Origin of the sequence: Marimonas lutisalis, from assembly GCF_005434965.1 — a bacterium.
GTDB classification, from domain to species: domain Bacteria; phylum Pseudomonadota; class Alphaproteobacteria; order Rhodobacterales; family Rhodobacteraceae; genus Marimonas_A; species Marimonas_A lutisalis.
Genome location: NZ_SKCI01000002.1, coordinates 795836 through 816516, shown reverse-complemented (window position 1 = coordinate 816516; position 20681 = coordinate 795836). Strand labels below are relative to the sequence as shown.

Here is a 20681-nt window from a genome sequence, read left to right as displayed (position 1 = left end):
GTCGCGGCAACGCCTCGCAGCTGATTTGCAACGCCAGGACCCGTGCAAAAAACGTTGACGCAGGGGCCCGAGACAGGCTTGCCTAGCTTTGCATCATCCGAGCCGATGGGGGAAACGCCGATGATCCATGCCAATCGCATTCTCGCCGCAGCCGCCGCGGCGGCGCTTGCCTGGGCTGCGCCGCTCACCGCGCAAGATGCCCCGAATGCCGCCGATACGGTGACCGGCCGCAGCTTCGATGCGCCCGTCAACACCAGGCCCGTAGGCGAAAAGTTCTGGTGGGCGGACGACTGGTATGACCGGGGCCTGCTGCCCGTTCCGGAAAACCACGCGGTGATCGAAAGACGGGTCAGCTACGAAAACCCCGATGACGGTACCGAGGTGCCTGCCATTCTCTATCGCCCTGAAACCGAAGGAAAATTTCCGGCCGTCCTGTTCCAGCATGGGCGCCGCGGGCTCGATGAATTCGTGCAGCGCCTGGCCCGCCGCATGGCTGCGCGCGGCTTTGTCGTGCTGGCCCCCGATGTCTACGAGGCGCGCTTTGTCGAACGCTTCCCGCTCGAACACGACCCCGCCAGCGAAGGTGACGTGGATGCAGGGATCGATTTCCTGCTCGCCCTGCCCGATGTCAGCAGCAACAAGGCCTGCCTCTACTCCCACACCCGAGGCGGCTTCTACACCCTGCGCGTGGCGGTCGCCTTTGAACGCCAAACGCGCGACGTGGCCTGCTATGTGTCTTTCTATCCACATTGGCAGGATCCGAACGCGCCCGAACCGTTGCAGGTTTACCGCTACCACCCCGATCTCGACCGGCTGGAAATACCCACGATGGTGTTCATCGGCGAATACGAACAATACCAGCGTCGCCGCTCGATCGAGACAGCCGTGCAGTTCATGAAACAGGCGGGCCGCGACGTGAAACTCATCGTTTACCCAGGCGTCGGCCGTGGCTTCGATTTCCGCCCGCCGAACGTGCGCACCTTCGCCGATGACCTTGCCACGCGCGATTCCACCACCCGCGCCGCCGCCTTCATGAAAAAGCACCTGCAATAGCCCGCCGCGCGCGATACTCTCGTCTGGACAAGGCCCGCAAAACCGGCAATAAGGCGGCCTCAGACACCACGGATGGCGAGTTGGCGGAGTGGTGACGCAGCGGATTGCAAATCCGTGTACACCGGTTCGATTCCGGTACTCGCCTCCAATATTTTCAATGAACTGCGCCATGTCGTGACTCCACTTGCTCGGTTTTTTAAACAGCCGTTGAAACATTAACGTTCTGGATTTGTTCCGTTCCATTTGATTCCGGGCCTCTTGCGCCCGTTTTGCGAGTTCCCTTTGTCTTATTTGGCCTCCATATTTCTTGAGCATTTCCACCCCGGAATGGCCCGTGACGGCTTCCACCATCTCATCGTCGCATCCGGCTAGGTATAGTTCGATTGTCGCGTTCTTGCGCAGCCCGTGGGTGACATAATTCGCCGCCTCGGGGTTCTGCATCGTCGCCTTAACCTTGCGCATTTCCTCAGCAACCGTCCGATAGCGCACCGGGCGTCCGCTCTGGTCGGTGATGACCGTTACGCCCTTTTTCTCCACCGTGCTCAGGAATAGCTAGCGTTTCATCTTGCCCATCAATCCATGCGCCGTGTCCTGAAGCACCGGCAGGATTTCCGCCTTGATCCGCGCCTCGCTCCACTGCAACGACGAAACCGAAACCTGAACCGCCGAAAACGCACGGCCTTCGGGACTCAGGACCGGGCAGGCAACTGCCGTTTCGTTTGGCAGAAGCTGGTTATGCGCAATCGCGTAGCCGTCCGTCAAAGCCGTCTCCACTGCTTGGAAGAGTTCCCCGCGATCCACCGTCGTATGCGGCGTGTAGCCGCGCACCGGCCAGTTGCGCAGTGCCGCCGCGCGCTCCTCGGCCGGAAAGCTCGACAGGATCGCCCGCCCCGACGTGGTAAGAAGCGCCGGCACCCGCCGCCCGACCACCGTCGCGGCAAAGCTTGAGCGTTTGCACGGCAGCCGGGTGACATAAATGATGTGATCACCCGACAGCTCGGCCAGGTTCACGGTTTCACCGATTTGCTGCGAAAGCTCGATCAGTTTCGGCATCGCCTGCGCCACCAGCGGATCCGACCAGTAATAGGCATAGGCCATTTCCAGCCAGGCGTGCGATGGCCGATACCGGCGCGTGGTCGCGTCCTTGTCCAGCATCCCTTCCAGATGCAGCGTGTTGGCCAGCCGTTGCGCCGCACTCTTGTCCAGCCCGGACCGGGCGGCAAGCTCGGCCAGCGACAACTCGCTATGCGTTTCATCGAAGGTCCGCAACAGCCGAAGGCCCTTGGCCAGCGAAGCCACGTAAAGCGTGTTCTGCTTTGTCTTTGTGCGGTCGTCCAATGCCCCCTCCCGCTTGCCTGAAAACTGTTGACCGAATCACGCCCCGCGCGATTACAATATTAAATAATGCGCCTTCGTATTACTATGTAATACTTCTGGCTCCAAAAACTGAAACAGCCGCCCGGCCGCCGCCGGGTCCAACCAAGGGGGTACTCATGAAAAAACTGTCACTCACAACCGCAATCACCGCCGTGGCATTCGCCACCGCGGGCCTGCCCGCGCTGGCCGACAAGGCCGAGGACAAGCTCAACGTCGCCTTCACCAAGGAGCTTGAGAATGTCGACAGCTATTTCAACTCGTCCCGCGAAGGCGTTGTGCTTCAGCGCGCGGTCTGGGATGGCCTGATCTACCGCGATCCGGTGACCAACGAATACAAGGGCAACCTCGCCACTTCTTGGGAATGGATCGACGACACCACGCTGGAATTCAAGCTGCGCGAAGGCGTCACCTTCCACAATGGTGAAGCCTTCAACGCCGATGATGTGGTCTTTACCGTCAACTTCGTCGCCGACGAAGCCAACGGCGTGAAAACCCAGCGCAACGTCAACTGGATGAAATCGGCCGAGAAGATCGACGATTACACCGTCCGCATCCACCTCAAGGACAAGTTCCCGGCCGCCATCGAATTCCTGTCCGGCCCGGTGTCGATGTATCCCAACGAATACTACGCCGAGGCAGGCGCCTCGGGCATGGGTCTCAAACCCGTGGGCACCGGCCCCTACAAGGTGGTCTCGGTCGTGCCCGGCCAGCATTTCGTGCTGGAAAAGAACGAAAACTACCATGACAGCCCCAAAGGCCAGCCGACGATCAAGACGATCGACATCCGCACCGTGCCCGACGTGAACACCCAGATCGCCGAACTGTTCTCGGGCACGCTCGATCTGATCTGGCAGGTGCCGGCGGACCAGTCCGAGAAACTGAAATCCATGGATCAGTTCACCGTCGCCAACGAATCCACCATGCGGGTGGGCTATATCACGATGGATGCGGCCGGCCGCTCCAGCATGGACCCGAACCCGTTCCAGGACCTGCGCGTGCGCCGTGCGATCAACCACGCCATCGACCGCCAGGCGATCGTCGACAGCCTGCTCAAGGGCTCGTCCAAGGTGATCAACACGCCCTGCTTCCCCAGCCAGTTCGGCTGCGTGCAGGATGTCACCTCCTATGAATACGACCCCGAGAAAGCCAAGGCGCTTCTGGCCGAGGCTGGCTATCCCGATGGCTTCACGACCGAGTTCTACGCCTACCGCAACCGCGACTATGCCGAGGCCCTGGCCTCCTACCTGAACGCGGTCGGCATCAAGACCGACTTCAAGATGCTGCAATACTCGGCCCTGCGCGAGCTCAACATGAAAGGCGAAGTGCCGCTGGCCTTCCTGACCTGGGGCAGCTACTCGATCAACGATGCCTCGGCCATGGTCAGCCAGTTCTTCAAGCACGGCTCGCTGGACGACACCCGCGATGACGAGGTTCTCGAATATCTCAACATCGCCGACAGCGCGACGGATCCCGATGTCCGGATCGAAAACTACGGCAAGGCCCTGAAGCGCATCACCGATCAGGCCTTCTGGGCACCGCTCTTCAGCTACAACACCAACTACGTGTTCAAGACGAGCGTGAACTACTCGCCCACCCCTGACGAGGTTCTGCGCTTCACCACCATGACGTGGAACTGATCGCGTCCCGCCCCGCGGCGCTCCGGCGCCGCGGGGCGCATCCGTGCCCCTCGTCACTTCTACCTGACGTCCCGGCGCCTGCCCGGGCCAAGGAAACGCCATGCTGCAATTCATCCTGAAACGTCTCGGGCTGGCCATTCTCGTGGCCTTCACCGTCTCGTTCATCAGCTTCTCGCTACTTTTCCTGTCCGGCGATCCCGCCGCCGCCCTGGCGGGCGAAACCGCCTCGGGCGAAGACATCGAGGCCCTGCGCAAGCTATACGGCTTCGACCGCCCGATGCTGGTGCAGTATGGCGACTGGCTCTTCTCCGCGCTGCAGGGCGATTTCGGCGAAAGCTACTATTTCAAGTTGCCGGTGGCGTCGCTGATCGCCGAACGGCTTTCGGTCACCATGCTCCTCGGCGTCTGCGGTATCAGCTTTGCGCTTCTTACGGCCGTACCCTTGGGCGTTGCCGCAGCGATCCGGCCCAACTCGCTCATTGACCGGGTCGCGCTCTTCCTGTCGGTTGCCGGCCAGGCGATGCCCAGCTTCTGGTTCGGGCTCATCCTGATCGTGGTCTTCGCAATTCAACTTGGCTGGCTGCCGCCCTCGGGCGCTTCGACTTGGCGGCATTTCGTCATGCCCACCATCGTCCTGGGCTATTACGCCATGCCCGCCATCATGCGGCTGACGCGTGCCGGCATGCTCGAAGTGCTGAACTCCGACTACATCCGCACCGCCCGGGCCAAGGGCGCCCCCGAAATGCGGGTGATGTTCAAGCACGCCCTGCGCAACGCGATCATCCCGGTGGTGTCGCTCGCCGCCGTGCAGATGGGCTTCATGCTGGGCGGTTCGATCGTGGTGGAATCGATCTTCGCGCTGCACGGCGCGGGCTTCCTCGCCTGGGAAAGCATCGGGCGCAACGATCTGCCCACCGTGCAGGCGCTGATCCTGATCTTCTCGATGTTCTACATCGTCTTCACCTTTCTCGCCGATGTGCTGAACGCCTGGCTCGATCCGCGCATGAGGAGCAGCTGACATGACCGATATGACAGACCCCCTCCTGCAGGAAATCACCGGCCCCACGCCCGGCCAGCTCCTGCGCAAGCGTGTCTTCGGCCACCAGGGCCTTCTCATCGGCGCCATCGTCGTTGCGATCCTTGCGATCATCGCGCTGCTCGCCCCGCTGCTTGCCCCGCATGATCCCTATGCCCAGAGCTTGATGGACCGGATGCAGCCGCCGGTCTTTCTCGGCGGTACCTGGGAACACCCGCTCGGCACCGATCACCTCGGCCGCGATTACCTCTCGCGCCTCATCTACGGCGCGCGCGTCTCGCTCATGATCGGCGTCATCGCTGCCGTCATCTCGGGCGTGATCGGCACCGCCATGGGCGTGGCTGCCGGCTATTTCGGCGGCAAGGTCGACGCGGTGGTGACCTTCCTCATCAACGTGCGGCTGGCCATGCCGGTGGTGCTGGTGGCACTCGCCGTCGTCGCCATCCTCGGCGGCTCCCTTACCGTGGTGATCGTCGTGCTTGGCCTGTTGCTCTGGGATCGCTTTGCCGTGGTCATGCGCGCCTCCACGCTGCAGGTGCGCCGGCGCGAATACGTCGCCGCGGCCCAGGCCATCGGCGCCTCGACGCCCCGCATCCTGCTGACCGAGATCATGCCCAACATCGTCAACAACCTGATCGTTGTCGTCACGCTGGAAATGGCCCACGCCATCCTGCTCGAAGCGGCGCTCAGCTTCCTCGGCCTTGGCGTGCAACCGCCCACGCCCAGCTGGGGCCTGATGGTCAGCGAAGGCAAGAACATGATGCTCTTTGAGCCCTGGCTGGTGCTGATCCCCGGCGCGGTGCTCTTCCTGCTGGTGCTGGCGATCAACCTGATGGGTGACGGGCTGCGCGATGTCACCGCCCCGGAAAACAGGAACTGACCGATGGCCGATCCGCTTCTTTCCGTCCGCAATCTCAGCATCGACATCCCCGTCGGCGGCGGCACGCTGCACGCCGTGCGCGGCATCGATTTCGACCTGCAGCGCGGCGAGGTTCTCTCGATAGTCGGTGAATCCGGCTCGGGCAAATCACTCACCTCGCTGGCGGTCATGGGCCTCCTGGGCAAACAGATCGACCGCCGCGCCGACCGGATGGATTTCGACGGGGTCGACCTGACCCGCGCCAGCCGACGCAAGATGCGCTCGCTGCGCGGTGCGCGCATGTCGATGATCTTCCAGGAACCGATGACCTCGCTCAACCCCGCCTACACGATCGGCGACCAGCTGACCGAAGCGCTGCTGCTGCACAGGAACGTCTCGCGCGAAGCCGCCCGCGACCGTGCCGTCGAACTTCTGGAAAAGGTCGGCATCACCTCGGCGGCCAGCCGCCTTGGCCAATACCCGCACCAGCTCTCGGGCGGATTACGGCAACGGGTGATGATCGCCATGGCGCTGATGTGCGGGCCGGAACTCATCATCGCCGACGAACCCACCACCGCGCTCGATGTGACGATCCAGGCGCAGATCCTGCGCCTCTTGGTCGATCTCGTGCGCGAAATGGACATGGCGATGATCCTCATCACACATGACCTTGGCGTGGTTGCCCGCGTCGCCGACAAGGTGGCGGTGATGTATGCCGGCGAACTGGTCGAAACCGGCACGGCCGGGGCAATCTTCAACGCCCCCACCCATCCCTATACCCGTGGCCTTCTGCGCTGCATCCCGCTGCCCGGCAAGACCGAACGCGGCTCGACGCTGGGCACCATTCCCGGCATCGTGCCCTCGCTGATCGGAGATATCAGCGGTTGCGCCTTCCGCACCCGCTGCGAACACGCCGTTGACGCCTGCCGCGGCGATATCCCCAGGCGCGAGGAGGACGGCCACATGTTCCGTTGCGTGCATCCCCAGGGCCGGCGCACGGAAGAGGAGGCCCCGGCATGAATGCAATGTCACCCCCCGACACCCCGGTTCTCGAACTGCGCGGCGTCTCCAAGGTCTATACCGTCAAGCAGGGCCTGATGGGCGTGCGCAAGCCGTTGACCGCCGTCAACGACGTGACCCTGACACTCGGGCGGGGCGAGGTGCTGGGCCTTGTCGGCGAATCCGGCTGCGGGAAATCCACGCTGGCCAAGATCCTTCTGGGGCTCGAAGCGCCCACCAGCGGCCAGGTTCTCGTCGATGGCGAGGCGCTCGGCGGCCAGGACCGGCTGAAGCTCGCCCGCCGCATCCAGCCGATTTTCCAGGATCCCTACAGCTCGCTCAACCCGCGCAAATCCATCGCCGACATCATCTCGCTGCCGCTGCGGGTGCATGGCATCGGCGACCGGGCCAGCCAGATGCAGGCGGTGCGCGACATCCTCGATGTGGTGGGCCTGCCCGCCCGGGTGATGAACACCTATCCCAGCCAGATGTCGGGCGGTCAGCGCCAGCGCGTCGCCATCGCCCGCGCCCTGATCATGAAACCCGAGATCGTCATCTGTGACGAGCCCACCTCGGCGCTGGATGTCTCGGTGCAATCCCAGATCCTCAACCTCCTGGGCGAGCTTCGGCGCGAATTTGGGCTGACCTATCTCTTCATTTCCCACAACCTCGCCGTGGTCGAACATTTGGCCACCCGCGTGGCCGTCATGTATCTCGGCCGGATCGTGGAAGAGGCCGAAACCGGCGCGCTTTTCGAGACCGCACGCCACCCCTATTCCGGCGCGCTGCTCGACTCGGTGCTCACGCCCGAGCCGGGCCTCGGCGTTCCCGACACCCATCTTGGCGCCGCCTATCCGAACCCGATCGATCCGCCTTCGGGCTGCGCCTTCCATCCGCGCTGCGCCTCGGCCACCGAATTCTGCGCCGCCACCGCGCCGCGCCCTATCCCGACCAGTGACGGGCATGTTGAATGCCACCTCTACGATCCCGAAACCGAGATGTTCCAAGGATAAGCTCATGAGCGCGTCTCTCTCCCGCACCCAGACCGTCACCAAGACGGTGATCGAAACCAAGGGCGGCGTTGTCGCGGCCCAGCACAGCCTGGCCGCGCAGGCCGGCGCCGAGGTTCTGGCCGCCGGCGGCGATGCCGTCGATGCGGCGGTGGCCACCTCCTTCGTGCTCGGCGTTCTCGAACCCTGGATGAGCGGCCCGGCGGGCGGCGGCGCCATGATGCTTTGGCGCGCCGACAAGGGCGACGCCATCGCCCTCAACCACGGCATGCGCGCGCCTGCCGCGCTGGATATCGCCGATTACCCGCTCTCGGGCCGTGGCGTGGCCGGTGATCTCTTCCCCTGGGAAGAAGTCGTCGAAAACCGCAACGTTCAGGGCGCCACCGCCGTCGCCGTGCCCGGCGTGGTCGACGGGCTGGGCCAGGCGCATGACCGCTGGGGCCGGATGCCCTGGGCCGAGCTCCTGGCCCCCGCCATCGCCCATGCCCGCCAGGGCATGCTGGTCGATTGGTATGCCGCGCTCATCATCGCGTCGTGCACCCGCGAACTGGCCAAGGATCCCGACGCCGCCGCGCTCTTCCTCGAAGACGGCCAATGGCCCACGATCGGCGCCTGGACCTCGCTGGCCGAAAAACGGCTCGACCAGTCGAAAATGGCCGACAGCCTCGATCAGATCGCCCGCGATGGCGCCCGCGCGCTTTACGATGGCGATCTAGGAGCCGCACTGGCCGCCGACATGCAGGCCAAGGGCAGCCGCCTGTCGCAGGACGATCTGCGCGCCTACCGGGCCGAGTTCGCCCCCGCGCTCAGCTTCGATTATCGCGGCACGCAGATGCATGCGGTCCCCGGTCTCACCGCCGGCCCCACCCTGCAAGAGGCGCTGACCATCGCCGCCGAAACGGGGCTTGCCGGCACGGCACCCGATGGCACCGCCTTTGCCGCCTATGCCCGTGGGCTCAAGGGCGCCTACGAAACCCGCCTGTCCACCATGGGCGACAACGCCGAACACCCCGCCGCCCCCGGCTGCACCACGCATTTCTCGGTCGTCGACCGGCACGGCAACATGGTCTCGCAAACCCAGACGCTGCTCTCGCTCTTTGGGTCGCGCGTCGTCTCGCGCTCGACCGGCTTCCTGATGAACAACGGCATCATGTGGTTCGACCCGGTCCAGGGCCGGCCCAATTCGCTGGGCGCGGGCAAACGCTGCCTGATGAATGTCTGCCCCGTCATCGGCAAGGCCCCGGGCGACACGATGTTCGCCTTCGGCGCCAGCGGCGGGCGCAAGATCGTCTCGGCCGTGGCCCAGCTCTCGGCCTTTGTCGCCGATTTCGGCATGGACGTGGGCCAGGCGTTTCACCATCCGCGGATCGACGTCTCGGGCGGTCCGCTTGTCGTGGCCGATGAAACCCTGCCCGCCGAAACCGTCGCCGCGCTCGGGGTTGAGCATGAGGTGCGCACCGCGCGCCGTGCCGTCTTTCCCTACGCCTTCGCCTGCCCGGCCGGCGTCATGCGCCGCAAGGGGCTCAATTCCGGCTGCACTGAAATCATGTCGCCCTGGGGCGATGCCATCTCCGAACCGCACGAGGCCTGAGCCATGTCCCGCCAATCCGCCATCGACGCCGTCACCCGCTATTTCGACAAGGGCCAGTTCCAGAGCGATCTGGCCGATCTCGTCGCCTATCCCAGTGAAAGCCAGAACCCCGACGCCGCCCCCGAGCTGCGCCGCTACCTGGTCGAGGCGATGCAACCCCGGCTGGAACGTCTGGGCTTCACGACCGAGCTGTTCGACAACCCCGTGCCCGGCGGTGGCCCCTTCCTTGTGGGCGAACGGCATGAAGGCGACGACCTGCCCACCATCCTCACCTATGGCCACGGTGACGTGATCCGCGCGCAGCACGGCATGTGGCGCGAAGGGCTCGAACCCTTCAAGCTGATCGAGGAAGGCGACCGCCTCTATGGCCGCGGCAGCGCCGACAACAAGGGCCAGCACCTCATCAACCTCGCCGCGCTGGAATCCGTGCTCGAAACCCGCGGCAAACTGGGTTTCAACACCCGTATCGTGCTGGAAATGAGCGAGGAGACCGGCTCGCCCGGCCTGTCCGAATTCTTTGCGGCGCACCAGGACAGGCTCTCGGCCGACGTGCTCATCGCCTCCGACGGCCCCCGCCTTCAGCCTGAAACGCCCACCATGTTCATGGGCTCGCGCGGGGGCATCACCTTCGATCTTTCCGTCGACCTGCGCGAAGGCGCGCACCATTCCGGCAACTGGGGCGGGCTGCTGGCCGACCCGGCGATGATCCTGGCGCAGGCGCTTTCCACCATCACCGATGCGCGCGGACAGCTGCAAATCCCCGAATGGCGCCCCGACAGCCTGACCGACAAGGTCCGCGCCGCCCTGCGCGACCTGCCGATCGAAGGCGGCGAAGGCCCCGCGATCGATCTCGACTGGGGCGAAGAAAGCCTCACCCCGGCCGAACGCGCCTATGCCTGGAACAGCTTTGCCATCCTCGCGATGAAAAGCGGCGTCCCCGAGGCCCCGGTCAACGCCATTTCCGCCTCGGCGCGCGCCACCTGCCAGCTGCGCTTCGTCGTCGGCACCGATACCGAGGCGGTTTTGCCGTCGCTGCGCCGCCACCTCGATGAACACGGCTTCCAGAGGGTCAGGATCGAACCCTTCGAACGCGGCTTTTTCGCCGCCACCCGGCTCGATCCCGATCATCCCTGGGTCGAATATGTGCGCGCCTCGCTTCAAGAGACCTCGGGCCAGACACCGCATGTCCTGCCGAACCTCGCAGGCTCTCTGCCCAACGATGCCTTTGCCGGCATCCTTGGCCTACCGACGATCTGGATACCGCATTCCTACCGCGCCTGTTCGCAGCACGCCCCCAACGAACACGTCCTCAAACCCGTCTGCCGCGACGCGCTGCGCGTCATGGCGGGCCTCTTCTGGGACATCGGCGAAGGTGGCACCCCCGGCTGAGACGTCGCCGCGAATGGCCAGCCCACCAATCCGGCAAGAGCCTTGTCCCCATGGATGCGCTGTGAAACACAAAGGCCAGTCTTTGTGTCGGAGAGAAACATGCGTCTAGTGGTGGGGCCCACCAATTCGGGCAAATCGACCTGGATCGAAAGAAATCACCAGGACGCGGTCTTTGCCTACGAACTTCAGCGGGGACACATCCCAGCCAGCGATGCCGTGCTCCACTACAACCTGCTGCTACTGGCGCCCAAACGGTTCAGGTCCGGCGCGCCGCTCATCACCTGGAACCTGCTGGAGGACGAGGTTCTGAAAGGATGCCTGGCTCGCGGCGAGATCGACAAGGCAACAGTCATCGTCGCCCCGATCGACGACCTGCTCGATCGCGCCACGGCGCGCACTGAAATCGAGGAAACCCGGCCCGGCACACCCGCTTATCCTGCCGATATGTGGCATTCGATCCTCGAACAGGTCGATCTGTTCTCCCTGTACCAACAGCTTGTCGACGTCCTGGAGGCGCACAACATCGCCTATGACGTGCTCTTCAACGCAAACGGCACCGATGAGATGCCGCAAACCGACCGATGCTTTGTTCACGCCGCCCTGCGCGGCCGTCATGTCCCGCTGCCGCCACAGGAAGATATCGATGCCGTTCTCGGCTTTCCGGGTGTGGAATACCAGGAGGTGCTCCTGCCCCGGCAAATGACCACATCGCACCAGCGGTTTTCCCACACCAACGGCTCACGCCGCCAGACATTCGACCAGATCGCGGATACCCCACTGCGTGATCGCTCCGTTCTCGATATCGGCTGCGCGATGGGGGACATGCTGTTCTGGTATGAACGTTTTGGCGCCACGCAACTTACCGGCATCGACCTGCGCCAAAGCCGGCTGGATGCAGCCAAGCGCATCGGCGAACTGCTCCACAGCGACGCCCGGTTCATCTGCGGCGATTTTCTCAAGTCCGACGAGATCGGCCCGCATGACGATGTGCTCGTATTGAACGTGCTGCATCATATCGCCGATTTCAGTTCCTTTCTCGCAAAAGCGGTCGAGTTGACCCGCGAACGCCTGATCATCGAATTCCCGACCCTGCAGGACAAGAAATTCCGGCGTCTTGGCGATATTCCCGAAGGCCTCGATCATCTTCCGCTGATCGGCGTCAGCAGCCGGAAGGTCGACCAGACCTTCGTGTTCACGCGCGCTGCGCTGCAACGGCTCATTGATGATCTGGGCAATTTCGAAATGGAAACGCGGCAGTCGCCCTTTGCCAACCGCGAGATCGCGGTGTTCACACGCAGATAGAGGCATGAAAAAGGGCCGCCCCTTTTCCGGGGCGGCCCTTGATCTTGCTCCGGGCGCGCCGGGCGCGCCCGGATATCTGCATCCGGCTTAGACGTCGAAGCGGTCGGCTTCCATCACCTTGGTCCAGGCAGCGACGAAATCGTTGACGAACTTCGCGCCGTTATCGGCCTGGCCATAAACCTCGGCCAGCGCCCGCAGCTGCGAGTTCGAGCCAAAGACAAGGTCGACGCGACTGGCGGTCCACTTGACGTCGCCGCTCTTGCGGTCGCGGCCTTCGAAGGTGTCGGCGTCATCCGAGGTGGGTTTCCACTCGGTCGACATGTCCAGCAGGTTGACGAAGAAATCGTTCGTCAGCTGGCCTTCGCGGTCGGTGAAAACACCGTGTTTCGCGCCGCCGTGATTGCCGCCCAGCACGCGCATGCCACCCACCAGCACCGTCATCTCGGGCGCGGTCAGCGTCAGAAGTTGCGCCTTGTCGACCAGCAGCTCCTCGGCCGAGACGGTGTATTTCGCCTTCTCGTAGTTGCGGAAACCGTCGGCGATGGGTTCCAGCACGTCAAAGCTTTCCACGTCGGTCTGATCCTCGGTGGCGTCGCCACGGCCGGTCGAGACCGGTACGGTCACGTCGAAACCGGCATCCTTCGCGGCCTTCTCGACCGCTGCGGCACCGCCCAGAACGATCAGGTCGGCCATCGACACGGCTCCATGATCCTTCTGAACGCCTTCCAGCGCGGTCAGAACCTTGGCCAGTTGCTCGGGCTGGTTGGCGTCCCAGTCCTTCTGCGGCGCCAGGCGGATGCGGGCGCCGTTGGCCCCGCCGCGCATGTCCGAACCGCGGAAGGTCGAGGCCGAGGCCCAGGCCGTCTGTACCAGTTCCGACACCGTCAGGCCGGTCGCCAGGATCTTGGCTTTCAGGTCGGCCACGTCGGCATCCGACAGCGCCTTGCCCGCGGGCACCGGATCCTGCCAGATCAGGTCTTCGGCCGGCACCTCGTTACCCAGGTAGCGCGCTTTCGGGCCCATGTCGCGGTGGGTCAGCTTGAACCACGCGCGGGCGAAGGCATCGGCGAACTCGTCCGGGTTCTCATGGAACCGGCGCGAGATCTTTTCATAGGCCGGGTCCATGCGCATCGCGATATCCGCGGTGGACATGAAGATCGGTACCTTCTTCGACGGATCCTCGGGATCGGGCGCCATGTCCTCTTCCTGGATGTCCTTGGGCGTCCAGACCCAGGCACCGGCCGGGCTCTTCACCTTTTCCCACTCGTATTTGAACAGCACGTCGAAATAGCCGTTGTCCCACTGGATCGGGTTCGGCGTCCACGCGCCTTCCAGGCCCGAGGTGATGGCATCGCGGCCCTTGCCCGACTTGTAGCTCGACAGCCAGCCAAAACCCTGCGCCTCGATCGGCGCGGCCTCGGGTTCGGGGCCGACGTGATCTGCCGGGCCGGCACCGTGCATCTTGCCGAAGGTGTGGCCACCTGCAGTCAGCGCCACGGTTTCATAATCGTCCATCGCCATCCGGGCAAAGGTTTCACGGATGTCCTGAGCCGAGGCCAGCGGGTCGGGGTTGCCGTCCGGGCCTTCCGGGTTCACGTAGATCAGGCCCATCTGCACGGCCGCCAGCGGGTTTTCCAGCTCACGGTCGCCGGTGTAACGGCTGCCCTCGGCATCCGAGGTCGCCAGCCATTCCGATTCAGCACCCCAATAGACGTCTTCCTCGGGCTCCCACACGTCGGCGCGGCCGCCGCCAAAGCCGAAGGTCTCGAAACCCATCGATTCCAGCGCTGCGTTCCCGGCCAGCACAAACAGGTCGGCCCAGGAAATCCTGTTGCCGTATTTCTGTTTCACCGGCCACAGCAGGCGGCGCGCCTTGTCCAGGTTGCCGTTATCGGGCCAGCTGTTGAGCGGCGCAAAACGCTGCATGCCGGTTCCGGCGCCGCCACGGCCATCTGCCGTGCGGTAGGTGCCCGCCGCGTGCCACGCCATCCGGATCATCAGGCCGCCATAGTGGCCATAGTCAGCCGGCCACCAGTCCTGGCTGTCGGTCATCAGCGCGTAGAGGTCTTGCTTCAGCGCCTTGAGGTCCAGTTTCTTGAACTCCTCGGCATAGTTGAAATCCGCGCCCATCGGGTCGGACTTGGCCGAGTTCTGGCGCAGGATGTTCAGGTTCAGCTGGTTCGGCCACCAGTCCTTGTTCGAGCGCGTCGCAAAGGTCGTGGCGCCGTGCATGACCGGGCATTTGCCGATGTCATTTCCGTCCATGTCTCTCTCCCATTATGGCTGTCAGTAAGGTCGTCGTTCGCAACGAAAGGCCACGACCAGCCACGAATTTGCGGGCCAGCGCAAAACTGTCCGCATCGGGCCGGGCGAGTCCCCCCGGATTTCCTAGAATCAATCTAACAAATAGGCTCCATTAGATTAAGTTGCATTTATTCATCGCGGCGATAACCTGCCCTTATCAAGTCACAGCGAAGGCAACCACAGCGCCAGCTGCGGAAAGACCACCAGCAACACCACCAAAAGCAGCGAACAGCCGATGAACGGAAACGCCGAGGTATAGATCTGCCGCATCGTGGTGCCCTGCGGCGCCACCCCCTTCATCACGAACAAAAGCAACCCGAAAGGCGGTGTGGTGAAACTGATCTCCAGCGACAGCAGCATAATCAGGCCGAACCAGATCGGATCGAACCCCAGCGTGTTGGCCAGCGGAAAGAAGATCGGCACGGTCAGCAGCATGATCGAGATCTGCTCCATGAACATACCCAACAGCAGCAGCACCGCGAACATCACCCCCAGCATCGCGATTGGCGCCAGGTCGAACGAGGTGGCCCAGTTGACCAGCCCGCGTGACGCGCCGGAAAACGCCAGAAGCTGGCTGAACGTGGCCGAACCGAAGACGATCAGATACGCCATCAGCGTCACCCGCAGCGCACCGATGATCGACTTGCGCATCGCCTCCCAGGTCAGGCAGCGGAACGCGGCGGCCAGGATCAATACGCCCAGCGCGCCAAAGGCGGCCGCCTCGGACGGAGTGACGAAACCGCGGATCATCAGCACGATGATCACCACCATCACGCCCACCATCGGCACCACCTCGCGCAGCAGCAGGCCCAGCCGCTGGCCCAGCGACATAGGGTCCACCTCATAGGCCGGTGCCGCCTGCGGATCGAGACGCGTCTGCAACCAGATCGTCGCGATGTAGAACCCCGCCAGGATCAGCCCCGGGATCACCCCCGCGATCAACAGCGCCGCCACGTCGATCTGCGCCAGCGTCGCCAGCAGCACCGCCAGCGCCGAGGGCGGAATGATGATCGCCAGCCCCCCGGTGCCCAGGATGGGCCCAATGCTCATATGCGGCTTGTAACCCCGCCGCCCCATCTCCGGCACCATGAGCGAGCCCAGAAGCGCCGTCGATCCCATGGACGAGCCCGACAGCGTCGAAAACGCGGTGCCACCCAGCACCGTGACATAGCTCAACCGCCCAGGCAGCCGGCCCAACAGCTTGTCGATGGCGTTGAACATCCGCCCACCAAGCCCGGTGTGAAAGAAAATCTCGCCCATCAGCAGGAACAGCGGAATGGGCATCAGCGCGTATTTCGTCAGCGCGCCCAGCCCGTTATTCAACAGCTGCGCCACCCCCCGGTCGCCGCCCATGAACACCCAGGCGCCCACGATATTGGCCGCCAGAAAGGCCAGCGCCACGGGCATGCCCGTGGCCATCAGCGCCACGATCGTGCCCAGGAGCAGGGCCAGAGCCTCGTACCATTCCATTATTCGTGTATCCCCGCTTCGCCGCTGTGCATCAGGTCATCGCCGAACACGAACCGCGAAAATTCCACCGCCATCAGGCCAAAGCTCAGCGGGAACGAAATCGTCAGGATCCAGCGGGGAAAGTAATAGGCCCGCACGTCGTAATCGGACCGCTCGATATTGGTCAGGAACAGGTCCAGCCCCTTCCAGGTCAGGATCACGCAGACCACGACACAGGCCAGCGCCACCGCCCGGCTCACCACCCGGCGGGTGGCTTCGGGCAGGGCCGCGGTGACCAGCTCGATATGCACATGCCCCTTATCGCGTACCAGCCACGGCGCGCCCAGCATGGTCATGTAAAGAAGGCCGTATTCGGCCGAGGTGAACAGCCACGCATAGGGCTGCAGGCCCATGTTGCGCATCAGCACCGACACGATCACCGAAACCATCAGCCATATCAGCATCGCCCCGGCGACAAACGCCATCGCGTATAACAACGCGGTATAGGCCCGTATCACTGTGCTCATCCGTCCTGCCCCTTGAAAAAGCGGGCCCGCCTCTCGGGCGGGCCCACGGGTCTTACTTGGCTGCGTCCAGGTCGTAGAACAGCTCGATCAGCTTGTCATAGTTGCCGGTACCACCGGGCTGCTCGGACATCACGCTCTTCATGCGTTCCCAGGTCTTTTCGCGGGCCGCGGCCAGGTAGTTGGCCTTGGCTTCGCCTTCCAGCGAAACGACCTTCATGCCGGCCGCTTCCAGCGCGGCAAAGTCCTCATCACGCTTGCCACGCAGGGCCGCGACGCTGTCTTTCTCGTGCTGGATGGCGACATCCTGCAGGATCTTCTTCGCGTCGTCGCTCAGGCTGTTCCATTTCTCCAGGTTCACGATCACGCCCAGGTCGGTCGAGAAGAAGCACGGCTCGATCCGGTAGTTCAGGAACTCGTTCCATTTCAGGTCAATCAGGCCGATCTGCGTCCAGCCGGTCGCGTCCACGACACCGCGCTGCAGGGCCGAGTAAACCTCACCGGTCGGCAGGTCGATCACCTGCGCGCCCAGGTAGTTGGTGAAGAACGCGTTATACACCGCGTTACCGCGCAGCTTCAGGCCTTCGACCTTCAGGTTGCCGTTCTCGTCGAACTCGGGCTCGTTACGGGTCCACAGGTTGTAGCACACGCCGCTGTCGAACCAGCCCAGGTATTTCACACCCATCTTTTCCTGGTGGATCTGGTCGATCAGGTCGATGCCGCCGTTTTCGCGGGTTTCCACCGCGGTCAGGTTCGACGCCACCAGCGCATCCTTTTCAGGCAGCACACCGGCGTAGAAGCTGCCGGGGGTGTAAACCATGTCCACGATCCCGTCGCGCACCGCGTCGGGCTGCTGGAACATGCCGATGGCCTCGGGGCCGCCGCGCACTTCGATCTGCACCACGCCCTTGCCCGCTTCGTTCACCTTGTCCACGAACGACAGGAAGCTCTTGGTATAGATCAGTGTTTCGGGAAACGCGTGCACCGCCGAAATCGTGTCCTCGGCCTGCGCAACCGACCCGATAAGGGTCGAGGCGGCAATGATCCCGCCCAGAACGGTATGTTTCATCTCAGTCTCCTTTTCCGGGGGCATTCCCCCGCCCTGTTGTGGGGGCCACCCGGCCCCCGGTTATCGCCACACCCCGATGGGGCGCAGTCCTCTCATCCCCTGGGCCAGGCCCAGGGATGCGCCGCGCGACGGGCGTCGCGAAACGCGGTGATCTCCTTGGCGTGCTGCGCCGTCATGTCGATATCGTCCCAGCCGTTGATCAGCTTCATCCGCCAGACCGGGTCCAGCTCGAACGCCGCCGCGCTGCCACCCACCGACACGGTGCCGGCCTCCAGATCGACCCGCGCATCGGCGGTTTCGCCGCCCAGCGCCTCGATCATCTCCTCGACCACGTCCGCCGGCACCCGCGCCGGCAGCAGCCCGTTATTCACCGCATTGGCGGCAAAGATGTCTCCGAAACTCGGCGCGATCACCGCGCGGATGCCGTAATCGACCAGCGCGTAAACCGCCGCCTCGCGGCTCGATCCGCTGCCGAAATTGCGCCGCGCGATCAGGATGTTCGCCTCTGGATGACGGTTCAGCGGCATGTCGGGCCGCGCCTGCCCGTCCTCATCGAACCGCATATCATGCAGCAGGTAGGGCCCGTATCCGTCGCGCCTGGGCACCGACATGAACCGCGCCGGGATCAGCTGATCGGTATCGATGCTTTCCATCGGCAGCGCCAGCGCTCGGCCCTCGTGTTGCGTCCAGCCCGCCATCACACCCGCCCCTTCAACAGCGGCCGCACATCGCTCAGCGCGCCGGTCACCGCCGCCGCGGCCACCATTGCCGGGCTCATCAGGTGGGTGCGCGCGCCGCGCCCCTGCCGGCCCTTGAAATTGCGGTTGGTGGACGACGCGCATCGCTTGCCCGGCGCCACCAGGTCGCCGTTCATCCCCACGCACATCGAACAGCCTGCCTCGACCCAGTCCAGCCCGGCCTCGGTGAAAATCCGGTCCAGACCTTCGGCCTCGGCCTGCTTCTTCACCAGCGCCGAACCGGGCGAAACCAGCCCCGGCACACGTGCCTTGCGCCCTTTCAGCACCGCCGCCGCCAGCCGCAAATCCTCGATCCGGCCATTGGTGCAGGACCCGATAAACACCTGGTCCACCGGCGTGCCCTCCAGCGTCCGGCCCGGGGTCAGCCCCATATAGTCCAGCGCCTCGCGCGCCCGCGCCGCGCGCCCCTCGGGCAGGTTCGCCGGGTCGGGCACGCTCGCGCCGATGGGCAACGCCTCTTCGGGGCTCGTCCCCCAGGTCACCGTCGGCGCGATCTCGTCACCGTCGATCACCTCTTCGCGGTCGAACGTGGCATCGGCATCGCTCACCAGCGCCGCCCAGTCCTCCATCGCCCGCTCCAGCGCCGCGCCTTCGGGCGCAAAAGGCCGGCCTTTGACATACTCGAACGTCACCTCATCCGGCGCCACCAGTCCCAGCCGCGCGCCGCCCTCGATCGACAGGTTGCACAGCGTCATGCGCCCTTCCATCGACAGCCCGCGCACCACCGGCCCGGCATATTCGATCGCATGGCCCCGCGCCCCGTCCGCGCCCAGCTTGGCAATCCAGTTCAGCGCCACGTCCTTGGCCGACACCCCCTCGCCCAGCGTGCCGGTCACCGTCAGCCGCATCCGCTTGGGCCGGCGCTGCCAGATCGTCTGCGTGGCCAGCACATGCGCCACCTCGGTCGCGCCGATGCCAAAGGCCAGCGCCCCCAGCGCCCCGTGGGTCGAGGTATGGCTGTCCCCGCAATTTACCAAGAGGCCCGGCAAGGTCAGCCCCTGCTCGGGGCCCAGCACATGCACGATGCCCTGCCGCGGGTCGCGCAGCCCGAACAAACGCAGCCCATGCCGCGCCGCGTTGTCCTCCAGCGTGCGGATCATCCGGGCGATATCGCCCTCCAGGTGATCGCGGTCGCGCGTCGGCGCATAATGATCGGCCACGGCAAATGTCAGCTCCGGCTGGGCCACCGGCAGCCCGCGCTCACCGATCTTGGCAAAGGCGTGGTGCGATCCCTCGTGGACCAGGTGCCGGTCCACCCACAGCAAGGATGCACCGTCATCCCGGCGCAGTATCTCATGCCCATCCCACAGCTTGTCCAGCAAGGTTCGCGCGCTCATTCCGCCGCCTCCTGCCGGTCATCGGTGGCAATCACCGGCTCCCAGTGCCGCTCGCCCTCGGCGCCCACGCGGTTCAGCGCCATTTCCAGACGGAACAGATCGGCCCGATACAGCGCCGAGAGGTATTCCACCCCGCGCCCCTGCGCATCGCGCACCACCCGCTTCAGCGACAGCAAGGGCGAGCTGACCGAGATATCCAGCGCCTCGGCCACATCAGGCGAGGCCAGCGTCGCCGTCACCGATTGATGCGCCCCCGCCACCCGCACGCCCGACCGCTCAAGCAGCCGAAACAGCGGCGTCGTTGCCAGGTCCGCCTCGGTGTAACTCGCGGCGATCTCTTCGGGCACATAGGTCGTCAGGTGCGAAAATGGCCGTCCCTCGACCAGCCGCACGCGCACGGCCGTCTGCACCCGCGCGCTACCGTCCAGTTCCATCGCGCGGGCCACCGCCTCTGGCGCCGGCCCATAGGAAAACGACAGCAAACGCGCCGTGGTGCTCTGCCCCATCTCGACAAGCTGCGGAATCAGCGTGGTGAAATCGACCGAGACCGCCTCGCCCGTGGCGCCATCCCCGCGCACAACCGTGCCCGAGCCCGCGCGCCGCTCGATCAGCCCATCGGCATCCAGCGCCTCCAGCGCCCGGCGCACCGTCACGCGGCTTACCCCGAACTGCTCGGCCAGGCGCTGCTCACCGGGCAGATGGCTGCCGCCGGGGTAGGTTCCATTGGCCATTTCATCGCGCAACAGCAGATAGACCCTGCGGGCCTTGCCACCTTCCGGCAGTCCTGCCTTGTCCTTTGCGCGCACGCCGTTCCCCCCGCGTCTTGGCCCCTTGTTTCAGGCCGATTTCTGGCCGTATTTCAGGCCGGATTCGCTTGTCAGCCTAGCAGCGGATTTTACAAAAGCAACAAATCCCGCTCATTTTCAGCCAAATATTGCACCTTTCCAGATACCATTATCTGTATTACAAAAAATACAGGTTGCAAAC

The 20681-nt window shown here is 64.4% G+C and carries 17 protein-coding genes and 1 tRNA gene; 10 read left to right on the top strand and 8 right to left on the bottom strand.

Features of this window, described 5'->3' with window-relative positions; all coding sequences use genetic code 11:
• The first annotated feature begins 120 nt into the window (after positions 1 to 120).
• Positions 121 to 1053 carry a dienelactone hydrolase family protein gene (locus tag E0501_RS12115; RefSeq protein WP_137701601.1) on the top strand — a complete coding sequence of 311 codons (933 nt, stop codon included), beginning with the start codon at positions 121 to 123 and terminating at the stop codon, positions 1051 to 1053.
• A gap of 74 nt (positions 1054 to 1127) precedes the next feature.
• A tRNA-Cys gene (locus E0501_RS12110) sits at positions 1128 to 1201 on the top strand.
• 404 nt (positions 1202 to 1605) lie between these two features.
• Here E0501_RS12110 and E0501_RS12100 read toward each other — a convergent pair.
• Entirely contained in the window at positions 1606 to 2391 is a 786-nt protein-coding gene (locus E0501_RS12100) for an IclR family transcriptional regulator (RefSeq protein ID WP_137701600.1), read from the bottom strand.
• Positions 2392 to 2546: 155 nt separating this feature from the next.
• On the opposite strand from E0501_RS12100, the gene E0501_RS12095 reads away from it, so the two are divergent.
• The 8 genes from E0501_RS12095 to E0501_RS12060 all read left to right on the top strand — a co-directional run bounded on the left by E0501_RS12095 (position 2547) and on the right by E0501_RS12060 (position 12253).
• The gene (locus E0501_RS12095; protein ID WP_137701599.1) at positions 2547 to 4067 is read left to right on the top strand and encodes an ABC transporter substrate-binding protein; all 1521 of its coding nucleotides are present in this window, start codon (positions 2547 to 2549) and stop codon (positions 4065 to 4067) included.
• Positions 4068 to 4167: 100 nt separating this feature from the next.
• On the top strand, positions 4168 to 5085 hold the full coding sequence (locus tag E0501_RS12090; protein WP_137701598.1) for an ABC transporter permease: 918 nt from the start codon (positions 4168 to 4170) through the stop codon (positions 5083 to 5085).
• A 1-nt stretch (position 5086) separates the two neighbouring features.
• Positions 5087 to 5983 (top strand): ABC transporter permease, encoded by an 897-nt coding sequence (locus E0501_RS12085; protein ID WP_137701597.1) that lies wholly within the window; start codon positions 5087 to 5089, stop codon positions 5981 to 5983.
• Positions 5984 to 5986: 3 nt separating this feature from the next.
• Positions 5987 to 6982 (top strand): ABC transporter ATP-binding protein, encoded by a 996-nt coding sequence (locus tag E0501_RS12080; RefSeq protein WP_137701596.1) that lies wholly within the window; start codon positions 5987 to 5989, stop codon positions 6980 to 6982.
• Positions 6979 to 7974: an ABC transporter ATP-binding protein gene (locus E0501_RS12075; protein ID WP_205123489.1), complete on the top strand. Its 996-nt coding sequence runs from the start codon at positions 6979 to 6981 to the stop codon at positions 7972 to 7974. The genes E0501_RS12080 and E0501_RS12075 overlap by 4 nt, the downstream gene beginning before the upstream one ends.
• 4 nt (positions 7975 to 7978) lie before the next feature.
• Entirely contained in the window at positions 7979 to 9562 is a 1584-nt protein-coding gene (locus E0501_RS12070; RefSeq protein ID WP_137701595.1) for a gamma-glutamyltransferase, read from the top strand.
• A 3-nt stretch (positions 9563 to 9565) separates the two neighbouring features.
• Positions 9566 to 10951 (top strand): M20 family metallopeptidase, encoded by a 1386-nt coding sequence (locus tag E0501_RS12065; RefSeq protein ID WP_137701594.1) that lies wholly within the window; start codon positions 9566 to 9568, stop codon positions 10949 to 10951.
• A gap of 99 nt (positions 10952 to 11050) precedes the next feature.
• Complete coding sequence (locus E0501_RS12060) at positions 11051 to 12253, top strand: class I SAM-dependent methyltransferase (RefSeq protein WP_161594609.1); 1203 nt, start codon at positions 11051 to 11053, stop codon at positions 12251 to 12253.
• A gap of 87 nt (positions 12254 to 12340) precedes the next feature.
• Here E0501_RS12060 and katG read toward each other — a convergent pair whose 3' ends face one another.
• From katG to E0501_RS12025, 7 genes are all read right to left on the bottom strand, one after another.
• The gene (gene katG, locus E0501_RS12055; RefSeq protein ID WP_137701592.1) at positions 12341 to 14518 is read right to left on the bottom strand and encodes a catalase/peroxidase HPI; all 2178 of its coding nucleotides are present in this window, start codon (positions 14516 to 14518) and stop codon (positions 12341 to 12343) included.
• A 201-nt stretch (positions 14519 to 14719) separates the two neighbouring features.
• The gene (locus tag E0501_RS12050) at positions 14720 to 16027 is read right to left on the bottom strand and encodes a TRAP transporter large permease (protein WP_137701591.1); all 1308 of its coding nucleotides are present in this window, start codon (positions 16025 to 16027) and stop codon (positions 14720 to 14722) included.
• Positions 16027 to 16533, bottom strand: a complete 507-nt coding sequence (locus E0501_RS12045; RefSeq protein ID WP_137701590.1) for a TRAP transporter small permease — start codon at positions 16531 to 16533, stop codon at positions 16027 to 16029. The genes E0501_RS12050 and E0501_RS12045 overlap by 1 nt, the downstream gene beginning before the upstream one ends.
• A 52-nt stretch (positions 16534 to 16585) precedes the next feature.
• Positions 16586 to 17599, bottom strand: coding sequence for a TRAP transporter substrate-binding protein DctP (dctP, locus tag E0501_RS12040; protein ID WP_137701589.1), 1014 nt, complete (start codon positions 17597 to 17599; stop codon positions 16586 to 16588).
• A gap of 92 nt (positions 17600 to 17691) precedes the next feature.
• Positions 17692 to 18297: a 3-isopropylmalate dehydratase small subunit gene (gene leuD / locus E0501_RS12035; RefSeq protein ID WP_137701588.1), complete on the bottom strand. Its 606-nt coding sequence runs from the start codon at positions 18295 to 18297 to the stop codon at positions 17692 to 17694.
• Positions 18297 to 19694: a 3-isopropylmalate dehydratase large subunit gene (gene leuC / locus E0501_RS12030; RefSeq protein ID WP_137701587.1), complete on the bottom strand. Its 1398-nt coding sequence runs from the start codon at positions 19692 to 19694 to the stop codon at positions 18297 to 18299. Before leuC ends, leuD begins: the two co-directional genes overlap by 1 nt.
• Positions 19691 to 20500 (bottom strand): GntR family transcriptional regulator, encoded by an 810-nt coding sequence (locus E0501_RS12025; RefSeq protein ID WP_235857831.1) that lies wholly within the window; start codon positions 20498 to 20500, stop codon positions 19691 to 19693. Before E0501_RS12025 ends, leuC begins: the two co-directional genes overlap by 4 nt.
• Positions 20501 to 20681 lie beyond the last annotated feature (181 nt).

Excerpts from the sequence above, each read along its gene's own strand:
- E0501_RS12095 (WP_137701599.1), top strand. The coding sequence starts at position 2,547 with ATGAAAAAACTGTCACTCACAACCGCAATCACCGCCGTGGCATTCGCC.
- leuD (WP_137701588.1), bottom strand. The coding sequence starts at position 18,297 with ATGGCGGGCTGGACGCAACACGAGGGCCGAGCGCTGGCGCTGCCGATG.
- E0501_RS12070 (WP_137701595.1), top strand. The coding sequence starts at position 7,979 with ATGAGCGCGTCTCTCTCCCGCACCCAGACCGTCACCAAGACGGTGATC.
- katG (WP_137701592.1), bottom strand. The coding sequence starts at position 14,518 with ATGGACGGAAATGACATCGGCAAATGCCCGGTCATGCACGGCGCCACG.
- E0501_RS12050 (WP_137701591.1), bottom strand. The coding sequence starts at position 16,027 with ATGGAATGGTACGAGGCTCTGGCCCTGCTCCTGGGCACGATCGTGGCG.
- E0501_RS12065 (WP_137701594.1), top strand. The coding sequence starts at position 9,566 with ATGTCCCGCCAATCCGCCATCGACGCCGTCACCCGCTATTTCGACAAG.
- E0501_RS12085 (WP_137701597.1), top strand. The coding sequence starts at position 5,087 with ATGACCGATATGACAGACCCCCTCCTGCAGGAAATCACCGGCCCCACG.
- E0501_RS12075 (WP_205123489.1), top strand. The coding sequence starts at position 6,979 with ATGAATGCAATGTCACCCCCCGACACCCCGGTTCTCGAACTGCGCGGC.
- dctP (WP_137701589.1), bottom strand. The coding sequence starts at position 17,599 with ATGAAACATACCGTTCTGGGCGGGATCATTGCCGCCTCGACCCTTATC.
- leuC (WP_137701587.1), bottom strand. The coding sequence starts at position 19,694 with ATGAGCGCGCGAACCTTGCTGGACAAGCTGTGGGATGGGCATGAGATA.
- E0501_RS12045 (WP_137701590.1), bottom strand. The coding sequence starts at position 16,533 with ATGAGCACAGTGATACGGGCCTATACCGCGTTGTTATACGCGATGGCG.
- E0501_RS12060 (WP_161594609.1), top strand. The coding sequence starts at position 11,051 with ATGCGTCTAGTGGTGGGGCCCACCAATTCGGGCAAATCGACCTGGATC.
- E0501_RS12080 (WP_137701596.1), top strand. The coding sequence starts at position 5,987 with ATGGCCGATCCGCTTCTTTCCGTCCGCAATCTCAGCATCGACATCCCC.
- E0501_RS12115 (WP_137701601.1), top strand. The coding sequence starts at position 121 with ATGATCCATGCCAATCGCATTCTCGCCGCAGCCGCCGCGGCGGCGCTT.
- E0501_RS12090 (WP_137701598.1), top strand. The coding sequence starts at position 4,168 with ATGCTGCAATTCATCCTGAAACGTCTCGGGCTGGCCATTCTCGTGGCC.